The following is a 13,287-nucleotide window of genomic DNA, read 5'->3' on the forward strand; positions in this document are numbered from 1 at the left end:
ATGTGATGCAACTATTGCAGGGAGAAGAATTCTAAATGTCACCAACCACCAAAGAAGGTCAACGCGCGGAGTTGCATAAGACGATCTGGCGAATTGCCAATGATCTTCGTGGTGCAGTGGATGGTTGGGACTTTAAGACGTATGTGCTGGGGCTACTGTTCTACCGATTCATTAGTGAGAATCTGATCGCGTATCTGAACAAGGGCGAGCACGCTGCGGGTAATCCTGATTTCGACTACGCTGCGATATCGGATGATGAGGCGGAGTTGGGCCGTAAGGATACGGTTCAGGAGAAGGGTTTCTATATCCTGCCCTCTGAATTGTTTGCAAAAGTGCGAGAACGAGCGTCCAGTGATATGAATCTGAATGAGACGTTGGAGCGGACGTTCAAGAACATTGAAGCCTCGGCGGTTGGAGCAGGCAGTGAGGATGATCTCAAAGGCCTTTTCGACGATCTGGATGTGAACAGCAACAAGCTCGGACCAACAGTCGCCAAGCGCAACGAAAAACTGGTCAGACTGCTGAACGCCGTGGGCGATCTGAAACTCAGCGATGTTGGCGACACAGTGATCGACACCTTCGGCGACGCCTATGAGTTTCTGATGACCATGTACGCATCGCAGGCGGGCAAGTCGGGCGGTGAGTTCTTCACCCCTCAGGAGGTCTCAGAGCTCTTGGCCAGGATTACCGTAGTCGGCAAGACACAGGTAAACAAAGTGTATGACCCCGCCTGCGGTTCAGGTTCGCTCTTGCTGAAGTACGCGAAAGTGCTCGGCAAGGATGGCGTGAGGCAAGGCTATTTCGGCCAGGAGATCAACCTAACCACTTACAACCTGGCCCGCATCAACATGTTCCTGCACGACATCAACTATGAGAAGTTCGACATCGCCCACGGGGACACGCTCCTCGATCCTAAGCATTGGGATGAGGAACCGTTCGAGGCGATCGTGTCAAACCCTCCGTACTCGATCCACTGGGAGGGAAAGGACAACCCACTGCTGATCAATGATGAACGCTTCGCGCCCGCGGGCGTGCTAGCACCCAAGTCGAAGGCCGACCTGGCATTCACCATGCATATCCTCTCCTGGTTGGCAGTCAACGGCACGGCAGCAATCGTTGAATTCCCCGGCGTGCTCTACCGTGGAGGCGCAGAGCGCAAGATCCGAAAATACCTGGTCGACAACAATTACATCGATACCGTAATCCAGCTGCCGCCAAACCTGTTCTTCGGCACCACCATCGCCACCTGCATCATCGTGCTCAAGAAGTCAAAGAAAGACAACTCGATCCTGTTCATCGACGCATCCGACCAATTCGAACATTCAGGCAACAAGAACAAGCTCAACGATGAAAACCGCCAGCACATTCTCGACTGGTTCACGAAACGAAAGGACACGGATTACCGGGTCAAACTAGTATCCAGCGAGCAAATAGGCCAAAACGAATACAACATCGCCGTCTCCAGCTACGTGCAGCAGAAAGACACCCGCGAGAAAATCGATATTCACAAGTTGAACCAACAGATTGCTGGCATTGTTGAACGTGAGCAGCAGCTTAGAACACAGATCGATGCCATCGTTGCCGATCTGGAGGGGAAATCATGAATTCCAGCGTGGGCCAAATCCGTCAGCGTACTCGAATCGCATTACCTACCGACGATATGTACCTATTCCGTCTCGGTGTGGCGCTTTACGGATTTGCATCTATCAACAGTTTCGTGTGTGAAGTGATTACTTACTTGAACCCCAAAGCAAATCGAATCGAACTTCAAGGCTTAACATCCGGAGCCGTGCTCGGAAGGTTCCGGTCGGCAATCAAGCAGTGGAGCGCTACAGACAAAGTGAAAACGGTTGGCGTGAAAGTTGCAACGGATTTTGAACGACTAAACACGGAGCGTAGCGACTTTGTTCACGCTTACCCGATCACATCTCCATCAGGTGAACAGATCTTGCATCGTCGCGTTGACGAAAAAAACAAGTACTTCGAAGTAACTACATCTTTTCTTGATGATTTTATCTCGCGACTTGAGAACGTGAGCGATGGTCTCTATGCGATTAGAAGTATTGTGAGGCCCAATATATGAGCCGCATCGAGGAATTATTGAAGGAGTTTTGCCCCGACGGAGTCGAATACAAGACTCTCGGAGATGTTGCAGAACTCGCTAGGGGTAATGGAATGCCCAAGGCAGATCTAACTGATATTGGTGTTGGCGCAATTCATTATGGACAGATTTATACTCACTATGGCACTTGGGCCAACTCAACGATATCATTTGTGAACCAAGAAAAGGCATCGAGACTAGTGAAGGTCAACCCCGGTGATCTTATTGTTACAAACACAAGTGAAAACATTGAAGATGTATGTAAAACCGTTGCCTGGCTCGGTTCTAGCCGAATTGTTACTGGCGGTCATGCAACTGTAATTAGACATCACATGAATCCAAAATATCTTTCCTACTGGTTTCAATCACCTGAATTCTTCAATCAGAAAAAACGGTTTGCAACAGGCACAAAGGTTATTGACGTTTCCGCAAAACAACTAGCAAAAATTCGCGTTCCGGTTCCTCCGCTGCCTGTACAGGAGGAGATTGTTCGGATTTTGGATTCGTTCACCTCGCTGGAGGCGGAGCTGGAGGCGGAGCTGGAGGCAAGGAAGAAACAGTATGAGTATTACCGCGCTGAATTATTAAGCAATTACGAAGATACTGTGATGCGATTGGGTGACGTATTTGATATGGGAGCAGGTACACATATTTCTGCTTCCGTAATTTCTGATACTCCTAATGAGACTCAGTGTTATCCATGTTTCGGAGGAAATGGAATTCGCGGTTACGTTGATAAATTTACACATAACAATGACGCAGTGTTTATTGGTCGACAAGGTGCGTTGTGTGGCAACGTTCACCGAACTAGTGGGAAGTTTTATGCTACTGAACATGCAGTAGTTGTTACGCCCAAAATAAAGGTTGATATGGCTTGGGCTTTTCACAAACTTACGCAGATGGATTTGAATCAGTTCAAAACTAAATCTGCTCAGCCAGGTCTCGCGGTAGTACGTATTAAAGAACTCACTTTCACTCTCCCTCCCCTTTCCGAACAGCACCGTATCGTTTCTATACTCGATAAGTTCGATTCTCTGGTCAATGACCTCTCGTCTGGCCTACCGGCTGAGATTGCTGCTCGTCGTAAGCAGTATGAATATTATCGGGATAGGTTGCTCACGTTTAAGGAGTTGACCGTATGAGTGAGGCTGTGGCGCGTAGGTTTGATCCGATTGCGGTGTCGGCGGAGAGCACGGTGGTGTCGGAGTACGTGCCCGACGCGTCCGGCGAGGAATCGTATCAGTCAGAGGCTGAACTGGAGAACTCTCTCATAAAGCTGCTCGAGTCGCAGGCGTATGAGTATCTTTCACTTCATACTGAATCTGATTTGGTGGATAACCTGCGTGCTCAGCTTGAGACTTTGAACGGCATGACGTTCACGGATGGGGAATGGCAGCGGTTCTTCACGCATAGCATCGCCGACAGGAACGACGGGATCGTTGAGAAGACGGTACGTATTCAGGAGGATTCGGTCCAGGTGTTGCGTCGTGATGATGGCAGTACGAAGAATGTCAAGCTGATCGACAAGACGGATATTCATAATAACCGTTTGCAGGTGATCAACCAGTATGAGGTGCCGGGCGAAGCGGATGGTGGCTCGGCGAAGTATTCGAATCGTTATGATGTGACGATTCTGGTGAACGGCTTGCCATTGGTGCATGTGGAGTTGAAGCGGCGTGGTGTGGATTTGCGTGAGGCGTTCAACCAGATAGACCGCTATCAGCGCGATTCGTTCTGGGCGGGTTCCGGTCTGTTCGAATACGTGCAGTTGTTCGTCATCAGTAACGGAACGCTCACGAAATACTATTCAAATACGACGCGCCGTCAGCATATCAATGAGGCGAAGCGGCAGAGCACATCGTCGACCCATCAAACATCGAACAGCTTCGAGTTCACCAGCTGGTGGGCTGACGCAAGCAACAAGCCGATCACAGATCTGCGGGCTTTCACGAAGACGTTCTTCGCCAAACACACGATCCTGAACATTCTGACACGCTACTGCGTGCTGACGGCAGACAGGATGCTGCTGGTGATGCGCCCATATCAGATCGTGGCCACGGAGCGAATCCTGCAGCGAATCCTCGTCTCGACGAATTATCGGCAGCTGGGCACAGTGAAGGCTGGCGGCTACATCTGGCATACCACCGGTTCAGGCAAGACTTTGACGAGTTTCAAGACCGCCCAGCTCGCAACGCGCATGGATGGCGTGGACAAGGTGCTGTTCGTCGTGGATCGCAAGGACCTGGACTATCAAACGATGCGCGAGTACGACCGGTTCCAAAAGGGTGCAGCGAACTCGAATACGTCGTTCCGTGTGTTACAAAGGCAATTGGAGAATCCTAATGCGCGGATCATCATCACCACGATCCAGAAGTTGGCAGTGTTCATAAAGAAAACCCCGCAGCATCCGGTGTACGGCCAGCATGTGGTGATCATCTTTGACGAGTGCCATCGCTCCCAGTTTGGCGACATGCACACGCTGATCACCAAGGCGTTCAAACGATACAACCTGTTTGGGTTCACCGGTACGCCTATCTTCTCCATGAACGCAGGAGCCGGTGGCAACCCGAAACTCAAGACCACGCCGAGGCGTTCGGCGACAAGCTGCACACGTACACGATCGTGGATGCGATCAAGGATAAGAACGTGCTGCCGTTCCGCATCGACTATGTGAACAGCGTGAAGGTGGGCACGGTGCAGGATGCGCAGGTGTCCGCCATCGACACGGAAAAGGCGCTGCTTGACACTCGGCGGTTGTATCAGATCGTCAAGTACACCTTGGAGCATTTCGACCAGAAGACCCGCCGTGCCAGCAGCTATCAGCATGCTCTGGTGACGAACGTGGCTGCCATCGTGCGGTCACGTCATGCCGCTCAGGATACGGTAGCGGAGATCAAGCAGACCCAGCGGGCGCACGGGTTCAACGCCATATTCGCCACTGCCTCCATCGAAGCAGCGAAACGCTATTACAGCCAGTTCCAGCATCAGCAGGCGGAGCTGACTCCAGACAGACGTCTCAAAGTCGGACTGATCTACTCGTATGCTCCCAATGCGCAGTCGCAAGAAGGAATCCTCGATGAAGAGGACTTCGATCCCAACGCCATGCATGGCGACGATCGTGACTTCCTCGAAGATGCGATCAAGGATTACAACGAGATGTTCGGCACCAGCTACGACACCAGTGCGGACAAGTTCCAGAACTACTACAAGGACCTCTCCCTACGGCTCAAGAACCGTCAGATCGACTTGGTGATCGTGGTCAACATGTTCCTCACCGGCTTCGACGCCACCACGCTGAACACGCTGTTCGTCGACAAGAATCTGAAGTTGCACGGGCTTATCCAAGCCTTCTCACGCACCAACCGAATCCTGAACTCGGTGAAGACCTACGGCAACATCGTCTCCTTCCGCAATCTGGAAAAAGAGACGAACGAAGCGCTGGAACTCTTCGGCAACAAGGACGCCCAAGGCATCGTGCTTTTGAAGCCATACAGCGACTATTACCACGAGTATGAGAACAAGGTCCACGAACTCGTCGGCTCTTATCCACTCGGCCAGCAGATTGTTGGTGAGAGCCAGCAGAAAGCGTTCATCGCACTGTTCGGCAACATCCTCAGACTGCAGAACATCCTCAGCTCCTTCGACGACTACGCCGGTCAAGAGATCATCTCGGAACGCGACAACCAAGACTATCGCAGCATCTATCTGGACTTATTTGCCGAATATCGCAAGAATGGCAACTCGGACAAGGAAACCATCAACGATGATGTGACCTTCGAAATCGAACTAGTTAAACAAGTCGAAATCAACGTCGACTACATCCTCATGCTCGTCGAAAAGTACCGGCAAGAACACGGCAATGGCGAGGACAAGGAGATCCGCTCCGAAATCAGCCGTGCCGTGGATGCCAGCCCGACCCTGCGCGACAAGAAGGACCTGATCGAAACCTTCGTCGACACAATATCGTTGACCAACCCAGTCGACCAGGAATGGCAACAGTTCGTCAGCCAGAAACGCGAACAAGAACTCCACACCATCATCAGCGAAGAAAACCTCAAACCCGAATCCACCGAGCAGTTCATCCAGAACGCGTTCCGAGACGGCACCCTGCAAACCAGCGGCACCGCCATCACCACCATCCTGCCACCAACATCCCGATTCACCGCTAGCGGCGGCCACGCCGAAAAGAAGCAACGCGTCATCGATAAGCTCACCGCATTCTTCAAACGATTCACCGGACTAGGGCAGGGAGAAGAACAATGATCACAACCAATGAAGCGCCCAAAATGCTGGACATAAATCTGTCCATCGAGTTGTCTCCTAAGTTTCTGACCCCAGCACCTATGGATGAACATAATCCAGACTTGGCGATCCTCAAACGGGAAGACGGCGAGAAGAAAAACTACATGATCCGCGAAACCAAGAGCAGTGCGTTTGATGAGTTGTTGTGTCCAACTGAAGTTGCCAAAATCAAATGCGGCAAGAAACATTTCGCAGCCATCGGCATTGATGAGTACGCCAAATCATCACCGGAAGGGTGGAGAATGTGACAATTACATTCCGTGATATTTTCTACCAACTTGCAAAAGGAGAGTCATGATCGATCATGCGTCGAGTGGTAATGTAAGTCTCTCAAGCCAGAATTCACTCGGCAAAAGCCGGGTAAAGATGAGCAATGATGAGGACAGAGTAGGTCCTTGGAAACTGTTCCCTTTAACCCCAAAATTCGACGCGAGCGTGCATGCCCCATATGTTAAAGAATTGGAAGCCTGTCTCAAAAGGCCCGATATTCACAATGTCGCCCTCACAGGCAGTTATGGAGTTGGTAAGAGTAGTATTCTTGGAGAGCTTGCTCGAAAACATGCACATGAAGTTGTTCAAATATCTCTTTCGACACTCGCGCCGATTGATCTAGGAAAAGTAGATAAATCTGTACCTAAACAGGCGACGACTACCACTAATCGAATCCAACAGGAAATAGTCAAACAGCTGTTGTATAGCGAACAGCCGAAGGATATGCCTCAGTCACGTTTCAATCGCATAGGAAGACCAAACCTGCGACGCGAGATGATCGCGGCGCTATACGGTGGACTAGTGTGTGTAGCAACATTTCTTGCCACTAATTGGTATATGGATGTTTTAGCTGCATTCTCGCTCTCCTTTGGAATAATCCAGCATTTACTCACTCTTTTGCTGGTCTTCGTATTATTCTCAGCTCTGTCCTTCGGAGCAGTATATATGCTCCATGGACGTGTCCATGTTAGACAGTTTTCTGCCGGTCCTGCGACCGTAACACTCGATGAGCAGTCTGTCTCATTCTTTGACCAATATCTTGACGAAATCATGTACTATTTTGAGCGATCAAATAAAACGCTTGTCATTTTCGAAGACTTAGACAGATTCAATGACTCTGATATCTTCGAAACACTTCGTTCACTCAACATATTGCTAAATAGCACTAAAGAGCGAAAAGATAAACCTATACAATTCATATATGCGTTGAAAGATAGCGTGTTTGACAATGAGTCATTGAAAAACGAACAGCAAAAAACTAGAGAGCAGTTAACTGAAGATATTCCAGACATTGAAGACCCTGCCGAGGCTGAATCAATTCGGGCTAATCGTACGAAGTTTTTTGATATCGTGATCCCAGTTGTTCCATTTATCTCGCATACCACCGCCGGCAGCCTGATTCGCCAACTGTTGAGCATTTCAGAATTCCATATATCGCCCTCGATTATGGATCTCGCAGGTCGTTATGTAACGGATATGAGACTTCTGAAGAATACCTGTAATGAATTCATTATATTCCATAATCGTCTAAATGCCGGTGAAGGGGTAGATGTTGAATTCAACGATGACCAGATTTTTGCGATGATGCTCTATAAGAACACTAGTATGCGCCAATTTGAACTGATGCGAATTGGCAAAAGCAACATGGATCGTCTCTATGCAGATTATCGAAACTTAGTATCGCGGAATATAAGTGGACTGCAAGAAAAAAATCGTGACTTAGAGAGCAAGAAAACTCAAATCAATCAAATTAGCGATAGAAGCAATACACTTGGCGAGAAATTCGATGCCGCTCTCCAGCTAGTCGCTAAGGTGCATGGTTATACAAATGGAACCCCAAGTTTTAATATTAATTTTAACAATCAAACAATAACTACTGAAGACATGAAAAATGAAGCTTTCTGGGATTCGTACATCAAAGTAGCTGACAAACAAAAGATTAAAGTATCAGTTCGAAACGGCTATTATGGTAATTCCCTTAATCTTACATTTGATAAAACCGATATCGCTGCAATATCCGACATATCTCTTGATGAGAGTTCATGGGAACCCAACAGGTTGAAAGACCTCTCAAGTCAGATAGATATGCATCGTGAACAGATTAGTTTCTTACGTTCAGCTGATATGGCTGATTTGATTCCATGCTCAGAATTCACTTTAGCCATAAAGCTACCAAAAACTGAGGAAAATTCAATAGATAATAATGAGGGAAAGACCTCTGACAACCACTCATTTAATGAAATTGCACAATATCGACTTGGGAACGGATTGGCTTATGAGTTAGTCAAGAAAGGTGTACTCAATCGAAATTATGCTTTGTACGCGCAAATGTTCTATGGGGACAGAGTGAGCGCAGCAGCTACAAACTTTATCCATCATCAAATTGAGCCTAATCAGATGGATGTCGAATTTTCATTGAACGATAGAGATGTTGCCGATGTATTGCGTATGAATGAAAACCATGATCTTGGTGAACGTGCATTTTATAACATCTCAATTCTCAGCTACATCCTCGATAAGTATTACGTAGAAAATCAAAGTCAACAACCGGATGTCCGGCTACGCACTGATAAGCTAATCGATGCGCTCTCGCATTTGGGAGAAGACGAGAGAAAGTTTCTCCAAGCATATTACGAGTCAGGACAAAACGAGGCAACAAAGGCTGTGTTGATACCACCGTTGCTTCAAAAAAACACAAATGTCCTTGAGTTCTTCATTTCAGAAATCAAGCTGAACGAAAGTGACCGTCTACGCTGGACAAATCTTACTTTAGAGAATCTCGACGCTAAGAGTGAGCTGAAAGAACCTAGGCGATATAATATCAGCGATAAGTCGTGTTCGTTCCTGCGAGAAAATCTTACAGAACTTCTGGTATTAAAACAGGAGGATATTCATACCAAAATTGCAGTCGCCATTTCAACAGTCTTACAAAAGGCCGACGCTGTTGCGACTGATTTGAATGTTTTTGCTAATAAATTCGCTCAACAATTTGTAGTGAGAAACATGTATGAAATCAATCGTGCCAACATGATGATTATAACTGGATCAGCTGGTGTCTCTCTCGACTGCTTGTTATCGGTACAACCTAAATCCGTGTATAAGAATGTGTTGTCGCATCTACCTGAATACTTGTCAGTACTCGATAGCGGTGATCACACAATAGAAAAGCCTGCTGTAATGTCCGAAGTGCTCAATGAAGTGGCTGCACAAGAAACCTTTGATATAAGTCTCGCTGCTCGTCTTATTTCGCGATCTGCAGATGACTGTAAAATAACGGTTCTCGCCGCTATCAAAAACGACGACATTTGTGACGAATTAGTAAAACGATCGAAAATCGTGCTTACTTATACAAACGTAATTCTGTATATCAGTATGTCTGATGGTATCAATCAAAACCTAGCAAAAATGCTGAACGCAGAAAAAGTTATCGTCGATATTCCAAAAGACGAAGAATCTGTTGCCGACAGAAAAGAACTCGCTATGGATATTATAAACTCGAAACCTGACCTGCTCGACGTGCCTCTCAAGATCCAGTTGATTGAAGGTATGGAGTTGGAAACTCTCCTGGACGTCAACGAGGAGATGTCAGTTCAAGATGGTGACTTACCTGCGGAACTTATCAAGCATAAAATCATCGCAGATGATGAGAATACGTTTATTCGCCTTAAGTCAGCAAGTTGGGAGACAAGGGAGAAGGCTATAGCAATCTCTGAACAGTTTAAGACTTTTATGAATCAGGAACTTATACCCCCAACCGATCTTGATTCTTTCTTGCAAAGCAAACTACTCTCTAGCGACCTTAAATGTGAAATACTCAATAACTTCACGTTGTATTCAGCGAACGCTGACAAAGAGGGACTTGAAGCTATAGCCAAATTCGCCATTCAGCAGAAGCGTAAACTGAGTTTTGAGGAGTTTCACATACTTGCGAATGCACAAATTTCATCGTCATTGGTTATCAAATTAATATGTCTCAATCTCAATACAGAAGACGCCTTGTCTCTTGAACAAATCCAAACGATACTTAGCCAATTACCTGGGGATTACAATCGCTTACTATCGTCAGAAAATGACCAAGCAAAAATCCCAAAGACCACTGAGAATCGCAAATTACTTCAATACTTGAAAAACAACGGATCTACTGTTGCTTCATTTGACGAAATGGATACAGCCTTTGTTGTGAGTAAACAACAATGACTCATTATTAAGGCGCAAACAATGCAAATCAATAGAATTGAATCAATATCGAATCTCGGGCTGTACCGTAACTACTCTTGGGCCGATGGGCTACCTGTTTTTAATTTCTTTAATGTGATATATGGTTGGAACGGAACTGGGAAGACTACCTTATCGAGAGCTTTTTCCGCTTTAGACAATCACCATGTCCCAATAGATTATCCAGATATGAGCGCGTCTTTTTTACTCAACTCCGGCAAAAAGGTTTCAGTTGGAGATTCCATCGATATACCTGTTCTGGTGTTCAACCAAGATTACGTAGATGCCAATGTCAATTTCGGCCAACAACATTCAAAATCTATATCCGTTGTACTCGGCGAGCAAAACCAGGCATTACTAAAGACAATTAAGTCTGATCAAGCTTTATTACAGGTAACAGACAGACGAATTGGCGAACTTAACGATAAATTAACTGTTGCGAAGAAATCACGAGGCAGAGAGTTTACTAACGTTGCGAAGATGATCAGCCAGGCTACTAAAAACGCTGTTGTTAGAAATTACAATAAGACAAACGCCGAGAAAGCTTTCGACAGAGCAAAATATTTCCAAACGCTTTCGAAAACAGACTTGAGTAATGCCTCGCAAGCAGTCGCACAACAAGCGAAGGTGAAGATTGGCCCAATAACCATTCAGCAACTGGCGACATCAATAGCTGACTCATTATCGTCCGCCAATGAGCTACTTGAAGAGACAGTAGAAAGCAAAATAATCCAACGTTTGCATGATAATCCCGATATAGCTCATTGGGTGGGAAATGGCATAGAGTTGCAAGAAAAACATAAAAACGATATATGCGAGTTTTGTGGTCACCGAATTTCCGAACAAAGACTTTACCAATTACATCAACACTTCACCGAAGCAGACCAGCAGCTGAAGAGAGAAATAGACGAACTGATTAAAGCTTTTGAACAGGTTAAAAACCAATGTCAAAATATCCCGATACTCGATCCACTGCATTATTACAATGAACTCCAAGGAGAAGTCAGAGCAGTCCAATCAGATATCAAAGACAAGGCTACTCATCTGGTACGGTATCTTGACTATGTAGTACGGAAACTTAAAGATAAACGTGACGACACTTCAGCTTCTTTATCCGTGGACACATCGGATACTCTTTCGGATTGGGAATCAAGTATTAAAGATCTGAACGATCTGATTGAGCGGCACAATGCAATAACAGACAACTTCGTAACAAAGCAGCAATCTGCAAGCAACGAAATCGAAAATCATTACTTAAGCGGTATTAAAACGATCGTAGATCAACTCGATGGGTGCATAAAAGAAGCAGTCGATGAATTAAAGGACCTCACTGATGGTGACGCATTGAAGAATATTAGAGGTCGGGACAGTATTGCAAAGGATATAGCAAGTAATCTCGCGACAATTTCTTCGACGAAATTAGGGTGTAAAAACTTAAATGATGCAATATCCGGTTTCCTTGGAACACGGGAAATTCAATTTATGGACGACAGGCAAGAAGGTTTCTCAATCTTACGCCAAAACAAACCCGCTACCCACCTCAGCGAAGGTGAGAAAACAGCCATTGCTTTCATCTTTTTTGTCACCGAAATTAATTCCCGCCTTTCCACGAGTCAAAACGGAATCCTAATTATAGACGATCCGGTATCAAGTCTCGACTCAACACATCAGTTTCAAGCTTTCTCCTTTATGAAGAAAGCCACAAAATATGCGTCTCAAGTATTCGTGCTAACGCATAATTTCAATTTACTGAAATTGACACTTAACTGGATTAAGCACGATAGTCGTGGGAAACATAGCCTCTACATGATCAAAAACTCTATTTCGGAATCTGATCATCAACGATATGCAACACTCGAAAAGCTTGATCCCTTACTAGAGAACTTTGAAACGGAATACCAATATTTGTTTGGACTTGTGTACAGCTACAAAGATAATGGGACGATTGAGAATGCTTATACATTACCAAATATATGGATAACGTCCGGATTCTTGCGCAGTTTTGAGGTGGTGGGAGCATAGCCCGTCCTGTGTGTACGATTTTCAATCGCTGAAAGAGAAAACCGATTGGAAAGCAGGTACGGGCCATGGATAACGTCCGGATTCTTGCGCAGTTTTGAGGTGGTGGGAGCATAGCCCGTCCTGTGTGTACGATTTTCAATCGCTGAAAGAGAAAACCGATTGGAAAGCAGGTACGGGCCATGCCCAAGCACATTTTACAGGTGAATCAACCCATGTTCGAGACCCAACTGGACCGGATGGTGAGCGAGAAGGTCACCGAGATCCTCAACCGGATGCTGGACGCCGAGGCCGACGAGATCACCGGCGCGGCCCGCTACGAGCGTTCCTGCGGCAGGAAGGCGTATCGTGCCGGCCATTACGAACGCGATCTGACGGTCAAGGCCGGCAAATTGAGTGTGAGGGTGCCGAAGCTGAAGGGCGCCCTGTTCGAGTCGGCGGTCATCGAACGGTACCGACGCCGGGAGGAGAGCGTGGAGGAGGCCTTGATCGACATGTACCTGGCGGGCGTGTCCACCCGCCGCGTCGACGACATCTCCCAGGCGCTGTGGGGAGCGCGGATGCCGTCGCAGACCCTGTCGGACAAGCTCAGGAAGGTCTACGGGGACATCGACGCCTGGCGCGAACGCCCGCTATCCCAGCCCTACCCGTATGTGTTC

Annotated in this window: 9 protein-coding genes; all 9 read left to right on the forward strand. The window is 46.9% G+C overall.

Annotation, left to right across the window (positions count from 1 at the left end; translation table 11 throughout):
- Nucleotides 1-35 precede the first annotated feature (35 nt).
- The gene (locus BAQU_RS08055) at nucleotides 36-1,604 is read left to right on the forward strand and encodes a type I restriction-modification system subunit M (protein ID WP_094694521.1); all 1,569 of its coding nucleotides are present in this window, start codon (nucleotides 36-38) and stop codon (nucleotides 1,602-1,604) included.
- The gene (locus BAQU_RS08060) at nucleotides 1,601-2,083 is read left to right on the forward strand and encodes a hypothetical protein (RefSeq protein ID WP_094694523.1); all 483 of its coding nucleotides are present in this window, start codon (nucleotides 1,601-1,603) and stop codon (nucleotides 2,081-2,083) included. The genes BAQU_RS08055 and BAQU_RS08060 overlap by 4 nt, the downstream gene beginning before the upstream one ends.
- Nucleotides 2,080-3,243, forward strand: coding sequence for a restriction endonuclease subunit S (locus BAQU_RS08065; protein ID WP_094694525.1), 1,164 nt, complete (start codon nucleotides 2,080-2,082; stop codon nucleotides 3,241-3,243). The genes BAQU_RS08060 and BAQU_RS08065 overlap by 4 nt, the downstream gene beginning before the upstream one ends.
- Nucleotides 3,240-4,775 carry a type I restriction endonuclease subunit R gene (locus BAQU_RS10610; RefSeq protein WP_244568487.1) on the forward strand — a complete coding sequence of 512 codons (1,536 nt, stop codon included), beginning with the start codon at nucleotides 3,240-3,242 and terminating at the stop codon, nucleotides 4,773-4,775. Before BAQU_RS08065 ends, BAQU_RS10610 begins: the two co-directional genes overlap by 4 nt.
- Nucleotides 4,724-6,364 carry a type I restriction endonuclease subunit R, EcoR124 family gene (locus tag BAQU_RS10615; protein ID WP_244568488.1) on the forward strand — a complete coding sequence of 547 codons (1,641 nt, stop codon included), beginning with the start codon at nucleotides 4,724-4,726 and terminating at the stop codon, nucleotides 6,362-6,364. The genes BAQU_RS10610 and BAQU_RS10615 overlap by 52 nt, the downstream gene beginning before the upstream one ends.
- Nucleotides 6,361-6,651 (forward strand): restriction endonuclease, encoded by a 291-nt coding sequence (locus BAQU_RS08075; protein WP_094694527.1) that lies wholly within the window; start codon nucleotides 6,361-6,363, stop codon nucleotides 6,649-6,651. Before BAQU_RS10615 ends, BAQU_RS08075 begins: the two co-directional genes overlap by 4 nt.
- A 46-nt stretch (nucleotides 6,652-6,697) precedes the next feature.
- The gene (locus tag BAQU_RS08080) at nucleotides 6,698-10,591 is read left to right on the forward strand and encodes a YobI family P-loop NTPase (protein ID WP_094694529.1); all 3,894 of its coding nucleotides are present in this window, start codon (nucleotides 6,698-6,700) and stop codon (nucleotides 10,589-10,591) included.
- A 21-nt stretch (nucleotides 10,592-10,612) separates the two neighbouring features.
- Complete coding sequence (locus BAQU_RS08085) at nucleotides 10,613-12,631, forward strand: AAA family ATPase (RefSeq protein WP_094694531.1); 2,019 nt, start codon at nucleotides 10,613-10,615, stop codon at nucleotides 12,629-12,631.
- Between the two features lie 179 nt (nucleotides 12,632-12,810).
- Nucleotides 12,811-13,287: transposase (locus tag BAQU_RS08090; RefSeq protein ID WP_211277145.1), on the forward strand; the 477-nt coding region annotated here is incomplete at its 3' end.

Source organism: Bifidobacterium aquikefiri (assembly GCF_002259795.1).
Classification (GTDB): Bacteria; Actinomycetota; Actinomycetes; order Actinomycetales; family Bifidobacteriaceae; genus Bombiscardovia; species Bombiscardovia aquikefiri.

Bases quoted from the DNA above. Each gene is read 5' to 3' on its own strand.
- BAQU_RS08065 (WP_094694525.1), top strand. From the start codon at position 2,080: ATGAGCCGCATCGAGGAATTATTGAAGGAGTTTTGCCCCGACGGAGTC.
- BAQU_RS08080 (WP_094694529.1), top strand. From the start codon at position 6,698: ATGATCGATCATGCGTCGAGTGGTAATGTAAGTCTCTCAAGCCAGAAT.
- BAQU_RS08085 (WP_094694531.1), top strand. From the start codon at position 10,613: ATGCAAATCAATAGAATTGAATCAATATCGAATCTCGGGCTGTACCGT.
- BAQU_RS08060 (WP_094694523.1), top strand. From the start codon at position 1,601: ATGAATTCCAGCGTGGGCCAAATCCGTCAGCGTACTCGAATCGCATTA.
- BAQU_RS10610 (WP_244568487.1), top strand. From the start codon at position 3,240: ATGAGTGAGGCTGTGGCGCGTAGGTTTGATCCGATTGCGGTGTCGGCG.
- BAQU_RS08075 (WP_094694527.1), top strand. From the start codon at position 6,361: ATGATCACAACCAATGAAGCGCCCAAAATGCTGGACATAAATCTGTCC.
- BAQU_RS08055 (WP_094694521.1), top strand. From the start codon at position 36: ATGTCACCAACCACCAAAGAAGGTCAACGCGCGGAGTTGCATAAGACG.